This is a genomic window from Erythrobacter sp. Alg231-14, assembly GCF_900149685.1.
GTDB lineage: Bacteria > Pseudomonadota > Alphaproteobacteria > Sphingomonadales > Sphingomonadaceae > Erythrobacter.
Map to the genome: position 1 here is coordinate 2171824 of NZ_LT702999.1, position 15450 is coordinate 2187273.

Sequence of the window (15450 nt, forward strand, 5' to 3'; positions counted from 1 at the left end):
GCGGTTCTTTCTCCTTCAAGTCGCCGCTTTGTTTGCGGCTTTGTTATCACTTTCGCCGCCTACGGGGCGCGACGTGTCGAAAATCTTTGAACTTCAGCGAGGGTTCCCCCGAGGTCGTCGCTGTGCCAATAGCACGAATGAAGGCGACGCCGGGCGATACACGCTTTCAAGTTCGCTATGTTTACTAAGAGGTTCAACTCGTGCTGTCACTACTTGCTGCAAGCGGCAACCTAGCGGACCCAATTTATTGGTCCGATCTTGGCCTCAGCCCTTATCTTTTTGAGATCGGCAGCTTCCAGCTGAGATATTATTCACTCGCCTATTTGATCGGGGTGATGTTCGCCTATTGGCATCTGAGTAAGATGATCAAAACACCCGGTGCGCCCATGGCACAACGGCATGCGGATGACCTTTTCTTCTACTGCACATTGGGCGTTATTTTGGGCGGGCGCCTTGGCTATGCTGCATTCTACACCGGCGGCGACACAGGCATCCCCAGCGCGTTCACCGATTTCTCCGGCGATGGTTTCGTCAGTTGGAAATTGCTCCGCATGTGGGATGGCGGAATGTCATTCCATGGCGGCGTATTAGGCGTTTTGGCGGCAATCGGCTGGGTGGCGGTGCGCGGAAAGCTGTCGTTCCTAAGGCTGTGTGACTTTATCGCGGTGAATGTGCCGATGGGCATGTTGCTTGGCCGACTTGCAAACTTTAACAACGGTGAGTTGTGGGGCCGTGCAACCGATGTGCCGTGGGGGATGATTTTCCCTGATGGCCGCGCCGGCGATGTCGTGCGCCATCCAAGCCAGCTGTATCAAGCAAGCCTAGAAGGATTGTTGCTGTTGGTGATCCTGCTCGTGCTTTTCTGGAAGACCAAGGCGCGCTATCGCCCCGGTCTTCTGGTTGGGATTTTCACGCTTGGCATGGGGATCGCACGATTTGTTAACGAATTTTTCCGCGAACCTGATGCACAACTGAAAAGCCTGGTGACGGAAACCGGACTTTCGATGGGACAATGGCTATCAATACCGCTGATCTTGACTGGATTGATTGTCACGATTTACGCCGTGACGAGGAAACCCGTGGGGACGGGGACAACAGCCCCGGCCTAGGCACAATCACGCTGCGCCCTGCGCGCTGCACGGTTTTAACATTGATCGACGGCGACGGGACCAGATCCACGGTCCCGGATGACGACGTGTTGCCGCGCGAAACGTCGAACAGCAAAGCGCGATCCCAGAAAAAGGCTGTCGAGAAGGCCGCCGCCCAAGAAGCCGCGAAGACTTTAGAGGAGGCTGCAAAAGCCAAAGCTGCAGCCGAGGCCAAGGCACTCGCAGAAGCAAAAGCACAGGCTGAAGCCGACGCGCGCGCCAAAGCAGAGGCGGATGCAAAAGCCGAAGCCGAAGCCGAAAAGAAAGCAAAGGCCGAAGAAAGGGCCCGTCTTGCCGCCCAAGCTGCGGCCAAAGCAAAGGCCGAGGCCGAAGCGAAAGCATTGGCCAAAGCGGAAGCCGAGGAACGCGCCCGCGAAGAGGCTGAGGCCCGCAAGGCCGCCGAGACACGCGCAAAGGCGAAAGCAGCTGCCGAAGCCAAAGCCGCAGCGGAAGCCGCCGCCAAAGCGAAAGCCATAGAAGAGGCGCGGATTGCGGCCGAAGCGGCAGCGAAGGCCAAGAAAGCAGCCGAAGCCAAGGCTAAGAAAGAGGCCGAAGCAAACGCGAAACGCGAGGCGGAAGAAAAAGCCAAAGAAGAAGCGGCAAAGAAACTGGCCGAGGAAAAGGCCCGCAATGCAGCAGAAGCCAAGGCCAAGAAGGAGGCAGAGGCGAAAGCGCGCGCAGAAGCGGAAGCCAAGAAAGCTGCAGAAGAAAAGGCGAAGAAAGAAGCCTTAGCCGCGGCCAAAGCCGCCGAGAAAAAGGCCAAAGAAGCAGCCGAAGCCAAAGCCGCGGCTGAAGCCAAAGCGTTGGCGGAGGAAAAAGCTGAGGCAGAGGCGAAAGCCAAAGCCGAGGCCAAGGCAAAAGCGGCCGCCCAAAAGGCCGAACAGAAAAAGGCGAAAGAAGCCAAAGAAAAAGCCGCTGCGTTGGCCGCTGCTGCGGCGGAAGCCGCCAAGAAAGCGGAGCAGGCCGAAGCGGAAGAAAAAGCAGAGCTGGAATTAGCGCAACAAGCAGAACAAGAAGCCGACGCTCTAAAAGACGCCATCGGGAAAGCCAAAGATCTTGGCAAAACGTTCCGTCGGCTTATCCGCGAAACCGGCCCGATCAGTCTCGCCCACTATATGGCAGAGAGCAACGCGCGTTATTACACCAGTCGGGATCCCTTGGGAGAGGAAGGCGATTTCATCACCGCGCCCGAAGTTAGCCAGATGTTTGGTGAGCTTATCGGTCTTTGGTTTGCCGATCTATGGGTTCGGATGGGTGCGCGCAAACGGATCCATTATGTCGAACTTGGCCCTGGACGCGGTACATTGGCCAGCGACGCATTGCGCACCGCCGCGAGATATGAATTTGATCCGCAAATCCACTTTGTCGAAACATCGCGGGCCCTGCGAAAAATCCAATGCGAAGCGTTTCCCGATGCGGTCCATCACGATGATCTTTCGACTTTGCCGACCGATGCACCGTTGCTGATCGTCGGGAATGAGTTCTTCGATGCATTGCCGATCCATCAACTCGTGCGATCGGCCAATGGCTGGCACGAACGGATGATCGGGCTTGACGGTGATGAATTGGCCTTTGTGGCCGGTGACAAACCAATGGACACAATCGTCCCGAAAAGTTGGAAAAGCGCATCCCAAGGCACCATGATCGAAACCAGCGCCGCCGCCAGCGCTGTGATGGGCGAAATCGCTCAGCGTTTGAAAGACCAGGGCGGCGCCGCGTTGATCATTGATTATGGGTCGTTCGAATTGCGCGCCGGGTCCACACTTCAGGCGATCCGTGCGCATGAAAAGGTCGATCCCTTGGCCCATCCCGGTGAGGCGGATTTGACGGCACATGTCGATTTTGAACTGCTCAAAGATGTCGCCGTAAGCCATGGTGCCGATGTGATGGGCGTCCAAATGCAGGGCGATTGGCTTAGACAGATGGGTATCGATACGCGGTACGAAGCGCTCCAGCGCAAAAACCCAGCCGAGGTGGACAAGTTGAAGCGGCAATATGATCGCTTGGTTGAAGATGGCCAGATGGGATTGCTGTTCAAAGTGTTGGGCGTGTGTGGCCGACGGTGGCCAAATGGTGTTGGTTTCGATTGACCCCCTGGTTGTGCCGTCAATCGCCGTTGCCTGTAACCAATGGCCCGATTCTATCGTATAGAGGATAGAGTTTCAGGAGATTTCAGATGTTCGCGCGGATAGTTTTGGGCTTTTTTACCGCGTTGGCGGCGTTCATGATAACCGCGACACCGGCTGTCGCTGCGGACGCAATTTCTGGTCGTTGGATCACCGAAGATCGCGATGCGGTTGTTGAAATCAAACCGTGCGGCAACACCACCTGCGGCACGATTGCCCGTTTCCTTATCACGCCGCCCGATGGCCAGGATCAGCGCGATATCTACAATCCCGATGACAGCTTGAAAAATCGACGCTTGCTAGGCTTGCCCATACTGACCGAATTCCGCGAAGATGACGATTTGTGGCGCGGGCGGATTTATGATCCCAATACGGGCAAAACGTATCGTTCGGTGATCCGCCGTACCGGGCCCAATACGCTTGAAGTGCGTGGATGCATCGGCCCATTCTGTCAGGCGCAAACGTGGCGCCGCGCCCGCTAAATTGGGCGTAACCCTCAATCGATCCCAATTGTTTCGGCGAGCTCCCGCGCTGCTTCCTTGGGGTTAAGTTTGCCTTCGCCTTCGCGGTCGACGGCAAAGTTGGCTTCTCGCATGGCTTCGACGCTGATCGCACCGATCAACGGTTGGAGCGCGCGCGCCACCCCTTCGTCATTTGCGACTCGCGGCGACATCATCACCATCGCATCATAGCTGGGTAAAGCGCCGCGTGGATCTTCCAACACGACCAACCTGTCCGCAGCGATGCGACCGTCCGATGTATACGCGCTGATCACGTCGGCTTCGCCAGATTTCAGAGCGTTGTACATAAAGGTTGGTGAGAAATTGCGGGTTTCGCCAAAGCGCATACCATAGGCATCGCGCACCGCAATCCATTCGGGCCTCTCGAAAAATTCGGGATCGCCGCCGACGGTCAAACCTGGCCCGAACGGCACCAATTCTTCCAAAGAGGTCACGCCCAATTCTGCCGCACGGTCGCCGCGCATGGCGAACGCATAGGCATTCTCAAATCCCAACCGCCCCAAGACCCGCACACCGGTCGTTTCTTGTTCCCATTTGACGATGGTGTCGTACATTTCTTCGCGGCCGGGATTGTCCGTGCGTTCCAACTCATTGGTCCAGATCGTCCCGGTGTAATCGACCGAAATGTCGATGCTGGAGGATGCAACTGCGCTGTGCACGACAGCGGAACCCAGACCGTCCCGATATTCAACTGAATACCCGGCCTTTTCCAATTGCGACCCGATCAATTGGGCAAGGATGTATTGTTCCGAAAATTGCTTTGATGCGATCACGATTGCGTCGTCATCATCGCCGTCCGATTGATACACCAGCGCGGCGATCACCCCGACGGCAACCGCCGCCATCCCCAGACCGGATTGCCAGCGTTTGCGATTGGCAAAACCGCGTTCAACCAATCCAAGCAGAGCATCCGCGACCAAAGCAAGCCCCGCGCTGGCTATACAGCCGGCAACAACCAGGGCCCAGTTTTGCGTCTGCAATCCGGCAAAGATCGGGTCGCCCAAACTGGGTTGACCGATCGTGGTTGAAAGCGTTGCAGCGCCAATGGTCCAAACGCTGGCGGTGCGGATGCCGGCCATAATGAACGGTGCGGACAAAGGGGCTTCGACCATGGTCAATTTTTGCCAACTGGTCATCCCCACTCCGTCGGCGGCTTCCAAGACGCCGGGATCAAGATTGGATTGCGCAGTGACCGCGTTTCTCAGGATCGGTAACAAAGCGTAGAGTGCCAGCGCCAGCAGAGCGGGCAAAAATCCAAGCGTCGGCAAATCTTCGCCGAAAACGCTCCGCAACGACAATAGGATCGGGAAAAACAACGCCAAGAGCGCCAATGCCGGGATGGTTTGCACCAAACTGGCAAAGCCCAATGCAATGCGAGAGACGTTGGCCGAACGGCTGGCCCAAACCGCCAAGGGCAGCGCCACAAGAATGCCCAATGCGATCGCGCTGGCTGCGAGCACGATATGCGCCGCGAATTTGTCGCCAAGGCCCAACAGGATAACAAAAATTTCGTTCATGCCGTTCCACCTTGTGACGCGATGGCTGGAGTCAATTTCTCCATCGCGGCCAATCTCTCGGCCTGTTGTCGGGGTACAGAGACGAGGCTTTGAGCAATCTCTCCACCGTCGCCCGAAAGCAATTCGCGCGGAGTATGATCAGCAACCAAGTCGCCAAAGGACATCACCAAAACGCGATCGGCAAGCAACAAAGCCTCTGCCATGTCGTGCGTCACCATGATCGTGGTTAGGCCCAAAGTGTCGTGCAGCTCACGCACCTTTTTGCCCAAGGCATCGCGCGTGATCGGGTCCAACGCGCCGAAAGGTTCGTCCATGATCAACAGTTCGGGGTCGCCTGCCAATGCCCGGGCGACGCCCACCCTTTGACGTTGTCCGCCGGACAATTCATCCGGCATCCGATCGGCCATTTCCGGTTCAAGTTCGACCAGATCTAGCAATTCTGCGATCCGATCTTTGGGCAGTTTCTCCCCGGTCAGGCGCGGTCCTATGGCGATGTTTTCGCCGACGGTGAAATGCGGGAACAATCCGATCCCTTGAAACACATAACCAACCCGGCGGCGCAATTGTGATTGTTTTAATCCGGTCACATCGTCCGCGCCAAAAAGAACGCGGCCCCCAGTAGGCGTGACGAGCGTGTTGACCATTTTGAGCAAGGTTGATTTGCCCGATCCCGACGATCCGACCAAGGCGACAAAGCTGCCTTTATCTATCGTGCATGACACCCCGCCAACGGCCACAACATCGCCGTACCGACGTTCTGCATTGTCAAAGGTCAGGATCGCTGATGTTTGCGACGCGTCGGTATCGGATGGTTTTGATGTGATTGGATTGGCCCCTCGCGATCCAACCTAGAAGCCAAACTCCGTCGCGCCAAGGGCCTTGGCCTAAGGGATGCTCTTACAATTCGAGCCGAGCGCCCGGCACCGTGATGATCGCGTTCAATCCGCCGGTCTGCCAATCGCGGGTTATTGTCCCACCCAATTGATGTTCAATCGACATTTTGACCAAACGTGATCCGAACCCGGTATCTAGTGGCTCTTGCGCATGCGGTCCGCCGGTCTCTGTCCAACCGATTTGAACGGTACCGTCGGAATGACTCACGGTGATTGCGACGTTCCCCTCGGCGACACTCAACGCTCCGTATTTTGCCGAATTGGTCGCCAATTCATGAAACACTAAAGCCAGTGGTGTCGCCGCACGGGCGCCGGTTTGGACGCTATCGCCGGTGATGCTCACCGCGCTTTCGCCGGGCACGCCGTAGGGAGCCATCAAGACCCCCAAAAGGTCCTTCAATTCGCCATCCGTTTCGGCATCCACTTGTAGGGCGAAACTCTGAGCCCGCGACAAGGCCTGAATGTTGTCGGCCAACGTTCGGGCAAACGGTTCAAGGGTCGCGTCCCCGCGCGCATGCAAAGAGACAAGGCCGGTGATGACGGAGAAAACATTTTTGATCCGATGCGCCAATTCCCCGGCCAGCAATTCACGTTCTTGTGAAATGCGATACCGATCGTGAATATCGGTCAATGTCCCAAACCAGCGCGCCGTTTCGGGATCGTCGGTTGATGGAACCGCGCGCGATATCACCCAGCGATAGGTTCCATCGGTTTGGCGTAAACGCCATTCGTCTTCGAAAAAGCTCGCTGTGGACATCGCGGTTTGAAACTTGACGAGCGAGGCTTCGAAATCCTCAGGGTGGATGACCTCGCGCCAATCATCCACGCTTTCGCGTGCAGGCAATCCGGTAACTTCGGTGAACCGGGCGTTGAAATAGTCGAATTGTGGGCCGTGTGCGGCCGACCATGCAATGTCGGGCACGCTGTCCAGCATGAATTGCAGCCGTTGCGCGCTTTCTTTGAGCTCGGCCCCTGCGGTGTTGGCTTCGCGATGCGCATTTAGCCTGCGCATCACGGATTCGGCCAACACGGACAGACCTTCGCGTTGCAGATCGTTGAGCGGCGTGGTCCGTGGCACGGTATCGGTAACGCATAGGGCGCCCAAGGATGCACCCTCTCCTGAAATCAACGGCGCGCCGACATAGTATCGCAAATGTGCATCGCCGCGAACGAGTTCGAAATTGGCAAAGGTGTCGTCTTTGGATGCGTCCAACACTTCGAAAAGGTCGCGCCCTAGCATTGCATGCGAACAAAGGCTGGTTGAGCGCGGGGTTTGTTTTTTCGTCATGCCGGAACCGACGATAAAACGTTGTCGCTCGGCCTCGACCAAGCTGACCGAAGCGCTAACGGTGGGGCTTCCTCCGCCGCACAATTGCGCCGCAAATCGAGTGAGGCGAGCGAGTTCTTCGTCTCCTGCCAACGCTTCGGCATCGAAGCTGGCGAGCACGGTTAAGCGCTTATCTTCGCTTAAGGAATTGGGCGAAGCGGCATTGCCGATTGGCTTGGATTCAGGCTCACTAAAACTCAGCAGATCGCTCCTTGCATCGCGCTCCAGAGACGTTGAATGTGCCATACAGTAACGCCGAGTTAGGTCAAACCAACCGAACGGGCCACCGAACAAAAGACGGCTTTCGCGGCGTTGGCCTTATCCTTCCGTGTTGCTAAAGGCTGGTAATGAAACATTACGAACATGCGCATTTGTTGCGCGGGTTCGCACAAACGGAAGAGTGATTGCCATGCGCGCTACCCCCGATTTTGATTTCCAACTTGGCGAAAGTGCCGCGATGATCCGTGAAAGCGTGGGCCGCTTTTCGGATGAGCAGATTATGCCGTTGGCCGACCGGATCGACCGCGAGGATTATTTCCCTCGCGCCGAATTGTGGCGTCAAATGGGCGAGCTGGGCCTGCATGGTATCACGGTCGATGAGGCGGATGGCGGCTTGGGCCTTGGATATTTGGAACACGTCATCGCGGTCGAAGAAGTCAGCCGCGCCAGCGCATCCTTGGGCTTGTCTTACGGCGCCCATTCCAATTTGTGCATCAATCAAATCCGCCGATGGGGCAATGACGATCAAAAGGCGAAATACCTGCCCGGCTTGATCAATGGTGACCATGTCGGCTCACTCGCGATGAGCGAGGTTTCCGCCGGTTCTGATGTGGTTTCAATGAAGCTTAAGGCGGAGGCGGTTCAGGGCGGATATGTTCTGAATGGCACGAAATTTTGGATCACCAACGCACCCGAAGCCGACACACTGGTCGTCTATGCCAAGACCGACGGCCACGCCGGCAGCCGCGGGATCACCGCGTTCTTGATCGAAAAAGATGATGCAGGGTTTTCGATTGGCCAGAAGATCGAAAAGGTCGGGATGAAGGGCTCTCCCACGGCGGAATTGGTGTTTGATGATTGCCATATTCCCGAAGACCGCATCATGGGCCCTTTGAACGGCGGCGTCGGTGTTTTGATGAGTGGTCTTGACTATGAACGGGTCGTGCTGGCCGGCTTGCAGCTGGGTATTATGCAGGCGTGTTTGGACACGGTCATCCCGTATCTGCGCGAGCGCAAGCAGTTCGGTAAGCCCATTGGTAGCTTCCAATTGATGCAAGCCAAAGTCGCCGACATGTATGTCGCACTGCAATCGGCCCGTGCTTACACCTATGCCGTCGCCAAAGCATGCGATGCGGGCGAGACAACGCGGTTTGACGCAGCGGGCGTTATCCTCTTGTCGAGCGAGAATGCGTTTAAGGTCGCGGCCGAAAGTGTTCAGGCGCTGGGCGGGGCGGGCTACACGCTGGATTGGCCGGTTGAACGGTATATGCGCGACGCCAAGTTGCTCGACATCGGGGCGGGTACGAATGAGATCCGCCGCATGTTGATAGGGCGCGAATTGATCGGAGCGGCTGGGTGAGCGTGCTTCACATTATCGCGGCGGGATTGATCGTGTTCGCCACAATCTTCCATTCCGTGATGGGCGAGAAGAAATTGATCGCCCCGACGCTGGCGGTGGACGATCCGTTTATTCAGGAGCCTATGACCCAAGGCATAACGCGGTTTGGCTGGCATTCGGCATCGGGCTTTTTCCTGCTGACCGCGTTGACTATCGTGCTGCCTAATGTGCCACAAATGTTGGTCTGGGCGACCGGCGGGCTTTGGGTCGCGCTCGGCTTTGCCAATCTCTTCATGATGAAAGCCAAACATCCTGGCGGCTTTCTGTTGTCTTTGATCGGGCTGCTTATTCTCGCAGGGGAGGCGTTGTAATGCCCGTCTATATGATTTCTCGAATGACCATTCACGACCGCGCGCAATACGACAAATACGAAGAGCGCTTCATGGACATCTTCGAAAAATTCGAAGGGAAAATGTTGAGCGTTGACGAAGAGCCGCAAGTGATCGGCGGAGAATGGAACGCGACCCGGTCGGTCCTAATTGAGTTTCCTGATAAGCCCAAATTGTTCGCATGGCTGCTTTCACCGGAATACAAAGAGATCGGCAAATATCGTGATGCGGGCAGCACCGCAGAATCGATGATTGTGAAGGGGCTGGAGGGGTGAGCGTGAAACCGGCCGTGCCACTTGCGGTTTTGCGCGCGATTGGGATCGGTCTTGCTCTGTCTTTGATGATTGGTGAATTGATCCGCAGCTGGGGTGTCGGAAGGCCAATCATGTTCGTGCTCGACGATTTCTTTGCGGGCGGTTTGTTGTTGGTCGGTGCTATATTGATGGCAAATCCAACACGCCGCCGCTGGGGTGTTTTTGTCGCGGGTTGGGGCGTTTGCGCCGGCATGATGTATGGCAGCTTTTTCGGGAAAGTCTTCGATCCGGCATCCGCCAATTCCGGCAATTTCGATCTCGGATTTTTGACAGCGATCATTGGGCTCGGCTTTGTTGTCTCCCTGATCGGCCTCTTTTTCACTCTAATTTGGAATGACGGCGAATGACCGCACCTGTTCTCACCACCAAACTTGACCGTGAAAGCCCGGCCGCCAAAGCCAGCTTTGCTCACAACAAGACGCTCGCCGCCGATCTACGATCGACTGTCGCGCAGACGGCTCTCGGCGGTCCAGAGCGGTCGCGAGAGCGACACGTTTCGCGTGGCAAGCTGCTTCCGCGCGAGCGGGTTGAGCGCCTCCTCGATCCCGGCTCGCCATTTCTCGAAATTGGCCAACTTGCCGCCAATGGCATGTACGAAGGTGACATCAACGCCGCCTCCATCATCTGCGGGATCGGGCGCGTGTCGGGCCGTCAGGTGATGATCGTGTGCAACGACGCCACCGTTAAAGGCGGCACATATTATCCAATGACGGTGAAGAAACACCTGCGTGCGCAAGAAATCGCTCAGGAAAACCGCTTGCCGTGCATCTATTTGGTGGACAGCGGCGGCGCGAACCTCCCGCATCAGGCGGAAGTGTTCCCCGACCGCGATCACTTTGGCCGCATCTTCTTTAACCAAGCGAATATGTCCGCACTCGGCATCCCGCAAATCGCCTGCGTCATGGGCAGCTGCACGGCGGGCGGCGCTTATGTGCCTGCTATGTCGGATGAGACCGTGATTGTTCGCAACCAAGGGACAATCTTCCTTGCCGGACCGCCATTGGTGAAGGCCGCGACGGGCGAAGAAATCACTGCAGAAGACCTTGGCGGCGGCGATTTGCACGCCAAGAAATCGGGCGTGGTCGATCACTTGGCAGAGAATGACGAACACGCGCTGACCATCGTGCGCGATATCGTGAGCCAGTTGGGCGCGAACACGGCCGCGGCAAAGGACGTTGCGCTGAAAGATCCGCGCCCGCCGAAATTCGACGCCGAGGACCTCTATTCCATCATACCCGACGATGTGCGCGCGCCCTATGATGTAAAAGAGGTGATCGCGCGGCTGGTCGATGGCAGTGAGTTTCATGAGTTCAAAGCGCATTACGGATCAACACTGGTGTGCGGTTTTGCGCATATCTGGGGCATGCCGGTCGCGATTTTGGCGAACAACGGCGTGCTATTTTCGGAGTCGGCACAAAAGGGCGCGCATTTCATAGAACTCGCTTGCCAGCGGCGCATCCCGCTATTGTTCCTGCAGAATATCAGCGGCTTTATGGTCGGCGGCAAATACGAAGCTGAAGGTATCGCCAAACATGGCGCGAAACTGGTCACTGCGGTTGCCACCGCCAGCGTGCCCAAGATAACCGTGGTGATCGGCGGCAGCTTTGGCGCAGGCAATTACGGCATGGCTGGCCGGGCGTATTCCCCGCGCTTCCTGTTCACATGGCCCAATGCGCGGATTTCGGTTATGGGCGGCGAACAAGCAGCCAGCGTTCTGGCAACCGTGCACCGTGACGCGGACAAATGGACCGATGAAGAAGCCGAGGAATTCAAAGCGCCGATCCGCCAGAAATATGAGGACGAAGGCAACCCATACTATGCCACCGCGCGGCTTTGGGATGACGGCGTGATCGACCCGGTTCAGACGCGCGATGTGCTGGGGCTGGCCTTTGCAGCAACGCTCGAGGCCCCGATTGCAGAGCGGCCCAGCTTCGGCGTGTTTAGGATGTGAGCACGATTTTGGAATTCGAAAATGGAGACCGCATTGCCGTTTCGAATTCTTGGCCGGTTGAGCAATTGATCGATTGGCTCTACCGGAACGGCAAGACATTTTGCCTCATCCCTTTTTTCGTCGCTTTGAGCCCCGCATCCGCATTGGATTGTGAAACAAGTTCAACATGACTGGCCTTGTGGGCTTTGCCACTGAAATCCTTCTCACCTTTGCTTTCGTACCTGATAGGCCCTACCAATCGGGAAGCGCGATTTTGGGAGAGAGAACGCTTTGCAACACAACGAAACCCGCAACGTCAGCTTGCTGTCGCGCATCGTCAATCGGATCATCCTTTTCCTATACAAATGGCGGGGCTGGAAGATTAAGGAACGATTTCCTGTTGGCGTCAAAAAATGCATCATTGCCGGTGCGCCGCATACGTCGAACTGGGACTTTGTGTTCTTCGCCGGGGCCACGCACGAAGAAAATGTACAACCCAATTTCATGGGCAAGCACACCCTGTTTCAAGGCATCATGCGCAATTTCATGCTCGACATGGGCGGTATCGCCGTCGACCGAAGCAAAAAGGGTGGCACGATTGAGCAGCTTAGAGACGAATTTGATGCGCGCGACGAATTGAACCTTGTCATTGCATGCGAAGGCACCCGCAATTCGGACGGCAAATGGAAATCTGGCTTTTACAACATTGCCAAAGCCGCCGGTGTACCAATCGTTCTCGCCTATGCCGACAATGAAAGGAGTACGATCGGATTCAGCCCGCCGATGATGCCGACCGGTAATTACGGCGAAGACTTGCTCAAAATTGCCGAATGGTTCCTTTCAAAAATCCCCGATCTCGACCGTTACAAAGCCCTAGAGGCCCAAGCACGGGCGATTATCGAAGGGCGCAACGACGTTTGAAACGCTCACGAACTACCGGCGCAATATTTTTATAATTCTTATCTTTAAGCTGTCCGGTCGCGACCCTATTTAGGGCCGAGATCAGGAGCGCACCAATATGGCCATCACCAAAGAATCGCGGCAGGCGGAGCGAAAACGCATCGCGGGCATGGTGCTCGATCTAGTGAAAGAGCGCGGTGCGGAGGTCACCTACGCTGCTGCTTTGGCGGAAAGCGGATTGTCGCGCGGCCGGTTTGAACAGATCTTTGAAGATTACGACGACCTATTCGATGCGATCGCACAGGTGTGGCTGGCCCCGCATATGCAAGTGATGGAAGAGGTATTAAAAAATGACCTCCCTCCCAATCGGAAAATGTACGAGTTTTTCCGGCAACGCTTTGCGATTTCGCGCGATCGGTTTCGCGACGACCCTGAATTTTTCACCATGATTTGTGAAATGGGGGCGGCCAATTTCGAACGCGTTCGGTCCTATGTTGATTTGGCCGACCATTATCTGTGCGAGGTGATCGTTCAGGCGCAGGCGGATGGATATTTTGGCGGGTTGGAGATTGATGAGACGCTGTCTTTGATCAACCAGATGGTATCCAATTACACTCTCCCCGATGCCTTGCTGCATCTAGGTGAGCGCTTGACGGAAGAGAAACTGGCCAGAATTGTGGACACGGTTTTTATCGGCCTATCGGCGGAAACCGGCGAGGCGGCGACCGGCGTCAACACACTCCGCATCGCCACATAATTGACCCAAGCGACTTAATCGTCAGGCCGACGTTTGAATTGAAGCACATTGGCGGGACGCTTGCCACCAAACGCTTTGCCTGGTGTTGAACGCCCAGCCAAACGCCGTTTATCGGACAAAGCGTATTTGAAACTGGCCACCACCATGCATGCGGCAATGGCCAAAATCACAACGGCCCAGAACCAATGCGGCAAAAGCAGCGCTGCTTCAATCTGGCCGGTGTCCGAGAGCATCATCTGGCCATCCCGCATGAACCCTTCGACAAACAAGTAATCGAAGTGGCTGCGCATGCTAATCGCGCCGAGCACACCAAGGAATTGCAGCACAAATCGGGTTATTCCGTCCGATCCCTTCCAAGCCACTAGGCTTAGCAAGACGCCAACCATTGGCAGCACAGAATATCCAATCGGGGATCGGACATACAAAATGACGGAGGCAAAGATAGCACCGGCGGTGAACCAGAGGGCGGACCGCCACAATTTGGGATGCGCGCTGGCCATGATGAGTGCGCAGCCGACTGCGGTGGGTGCAAGCAATCCGCCCGCAGAGATGAAGGCCAGAGAGAAGCGAGACATATCCGCGTCGACCGAGAATTGGGCAAAGCCAGAGCCGTTGGCGTAAATGACCAACTGGATAAATTCTTGACCGACCATCATGGCCGCCAATCCATGGCCCATTTCATGAAACCACGTCGTTAGGATTGTGAACGGGTAAGTCAGATAGGCGCCGAATGGCAGATAAGGCAGTGTGATCACGACGAACAACGCCAACAACAATCGGCCGACCTGTTCGGTTTTGCTGCCGCGTTGAACCATGGATTGCATCGATTTATGCCTTTGCCGGTTCGGTTGCAGTTTCTGCCGATCCGTCATCGTCAAACGCGGCATCAGTCGGCGGCGCTTTGCCATCAACGTTCACACGGGTTCGGTAGCGTTTCGCTGCCTCTTCATCTTCGGCGCGCTGTTCCTGTAGAATTGACCAGCTGGCCAAGAACAATCCAGCGACCAGCGGACCAAGGACGATCCCCGCGAAACCCGCGATCGAAAGCCCGCCTAAGGTTGTGACCAAAATGATCCAATCGGGAATGCCGGTGTCTCGTCCCACCAATATCGGTCGTAGGACATTGTCTGCCGAAGAAATGATGATGAAGCCTGAGCCGAGGACAAACACGCCCTGCCAAACTTCGCCCGTGATCAGCAGCCATATGCCAATGGGCGCCCAGACTAGGGCGGTGCCAACTGCCGGTATCAACGCCAAAATGGCCATCAACACACCCAGCAAAAGCGCCGAGGGAACCCCCGCAATCATCATGGTGATTGCACCCAAAGTGCCTTGAACCAATCCGACGACGCCGGATCCTTTGATCACGGCGCGAACAATACCGAGAAAGCGTTCAGCTAATCGGTCGGCGATGTCGCGTTGAATGGGGGCGGAGTGAAGAATGGTTTCCCCGATGCGCGAACCGTCCCGCAATAGGAAGAACAGGACATAGAGGCCCAAGCCAAAGCTAAGGAAGAATCCTAGTGCGCCGCTGCCGATGGATACGGCCTGTTGCGCGATCATCCCGGCGCTTTCGCCAAGGACGCTTTGCAATTGATCCTGAAGGACAGAGACATCAGTCCAACCATTGTCTTCTATCAACATCTGAACGCTGGCGGGAAGCATGGAAAAAGTGTTGTCGAACCATGCGGCAAGATCGATCGGATTTTCACGCAGGTCGTTGACGAGGCCCAACGTCTCGCCCGCGACCACCGATCCAACCCACAAAGCGGGCAGCAGGACGGCAACGAATATTACCAACAGAGCCAGTGATGCGGCAAAGTTGCGCCGTCCGCGCGTCTTTCTAAGCGCCCATTTGTAGAGCGGCTGAAACATGATTGCGGCCAAAGCTGACCACAAAAGCGGCGCCGCGAATGGCCACGCAACCCAAACAAGCAACAGCGAAACCGCCGCCAGCAGGATCAAGAAGCTCCAATGTTCGAGTGCCGTGGTGTCGTTGGGTTCTTGAGTAGACATAGCCTATGATGTCGGGCTTTGCCGGTGAAACATCAAGTGGCTAGCGGCCTAACC

Annotated in this window: 15 protein-coding genes; 10 read left to right on the plus strand and 5 right to left on the minus strand. The window is 56.2% G+C overall.

The window, feature by feature from the left end:
- Positions 1-200 precede the first annotated feature (200 nt).
- The 3 genes from lgt (at position 201) to BQ8290_RS10385 (ending at position 3756) form a co-directional block, all read left to right on the plus strand.
- The gene (gene lgt, locus BQ8290_RS10375; RefSeq protein WP_108789926.1) at positions 201-1109 is read left to right on the plus strand and encodes a prolipoprotein diacylglyceryl transferase; all 909 of its coding nucleotides are present in this window, start codon (positions 201-203) and stop codon (positions 1107-1109) included.
- Positions 1013-3238, plus strand: coding sequence for a class I SAM-dependent methyltransferase (locus BQ8290_RS15180; protein ID WP_337661308.1), 2226 nt, complete (start codon positions 1013-1015; stop codon positions 3236-3238). The genes lgt and BQ8290_RS15180 overlap by 97 nt, the downstream gene beginning before the upstream one ends.
- An 86-nt stretch (positions 3239-3324) precedes the next feature.
- Positions 3325-3756 (plus strand): DUF2147 domain-containing protein, encoded by a 432-nt coding sequence (locus BQ8290_RS10385; RefSeq protein ID WP_108789928.1) that lies wholly within the window; start codon positions 3325-3327, stop codon positions 3754-3756.
- 14 nt (positions 3757-3770) lie between these two features.
- Here BQ8290_RS10385 and BQ8290_RS10390 read toward each other — a convergent pair whose 3' ends face one another.
- The 3 genes from BQ8290_RS10390 to BQ8290_RS10400 form a co-directional block, all read right to left on the minus strand.
- Positions 3771-5312 (minus strand): glycine betaine ABC transporter substrate-binding protein, encoded by a 1542-nt coding sequence (locus BQ8290_RS10390; protein ID WP_108789930.1) that lies wholly within the window; start codon positions 5310-5312, stop codon positions 3771-3773.
- Positions 5309-6049, minus strand: coding sequence for an ATP-binding cassette domain-containing protein (locus BQ8290_RS10395; RefSeq protein ID WP_337661309.1), 741 nt, complete (start codon positions 6047-6049; stop codon positions 5309-5311). The genes BQ8290_RS10390 and BQ8290_RS10395 overlap by 4 nt, the downstream gene beginning before the upstream one ends.
- 160 nt (positions 6050-6209) lie before the next feature.
- Positions 6210-7778 (minus strand): PAS domain-containing protein, encoded by a 1569-nt coding sequence (locus BQ8290_RS10400; RefSeq protein ID WP_108789934.1) that lies wholly within the window; start codon positions 7776-7778, stop codon positions 6210-6212.
- 163 nt (positions 7779-7941) lie between these two features.
- Here BQ8290_RS10400 and BQ8290_RS10405 point away from each other — a divergent pair, with 163 nt between their 5' ends.
- From BQ8290_RS10405 to BQ8290_RS10435, 7 genes are all read left to right on the plus strand, one after another.
- Entirely contained in the window at positions 7942-9111 is a 1170-nt protein-coding gene (locus tag BQ8290_RS10405) for an acyl-CoA dehydrogenase family protein (RefSeq protein WP_108792279.1), read from the plus strand.
- Positions 9108-9461, plus strand: coding sequence for a hypothetical protein (locus tag BQ8290_RS10410; RefSeq protein WP_108789936.1), 354 nt, complete (start codon positions 9108-9110; stop codon positions 9459-9461). The genes BQ8290_RS10405 and BQ8290_RS10410 overlap by 4 nt, the downstream gene beginning before the upstream one ends.
- Positions 9462-9472: 11 nt before the next feature.
- Entirely contained in the window at positions 9473-9754 is a 282-nt protein-coding gene (locus BQ8290_RS10415) for a DUF1330 domain-containing protein (protein WP_337661503.1), read from the plus strand.
- On the plus strand, positions 9751-10140 hold the full coding sequence (locus BQ8290_RS10420; RefSeq protein ID WP_108789940.1) for a hypothetical protein: 390 nt from the start codon (positions 9751-9753) through the stop codon (positions 10138-10140). The genes BQ8290_RS10415 and BQ8290_RS10420 overlap by 4 nt, the downstream gene beginning before the upstream one ends.
- The gene (locus tag BQ8290_RS10425) at positions 10137-11744 is read left to right on the plus strand and encodes a carboxyl transferase domain-containing protein (protein WP_108789942.1); all 1608 of its coding nucleotides are present in this window, start codon (positions 10137-10139) and stop codon (positions 11742-11744) included. The genes BQ8290_RS10420 and BQ8290_RS10425 overlap by 4 nt, the downstream gene beginning before the upstream one ends.
- 270 nt (positions 11745-12014) lie before the next feature.
- A complete protein-coding gene (locus BQ8290_RS10430; RefSeq protein ID WP_108789944.1) occupies positions 12015-12644 on the plus strand; it encodes a 1-acyl-sn-glycerol-3-phosphate acyltransferase in 630 nt (209 codons plus the stop codon).
- 97 nt (positions 12645-12741) lie between these two features.
- Entirely contained in the window at positions 12742-13380 is a 639-nt protein-coding gene (locus tag BQ8290_RS10435) for a TetR/AcrR family transcriptional regulator (protein WP_108789946.1), read from the plus strand.
- A 14-nt stretch (positions 13381-13394) separates the two neighbouring features.
- Here BQ8290_RS10435 and BQ8290_RS10440 read toward each other — a convergent pair whose 3' ends face one another.
- The gene (locus tag BQ8290_RS10440; RefSeq protein WP_108789948.1) at positions 13395-14204 is read right to left on the minus strand and encodes a M50 family metallopeptidase; all 810 of its coding nucleotides are present in this window, start codon (positions 14202-14204) and stop codon (positions 13395-13397) included.
- A gap of 4 nt (positions 14205-14208) precedes the next feature.
- The gene (locus BQ8290_RS10445) at positions 14209-15396 is read right to left on the minus strand and encodes an AI-2E family transporter (RefSeq protein ID WP_108789950.1); all 1188 of its coding nucleotides are present in this window, start codon (positions 15394-15396) and stop codon (positions 14209-14211) included.
- Positions 15397-15450: the final 54 nt, after the last annotated feature.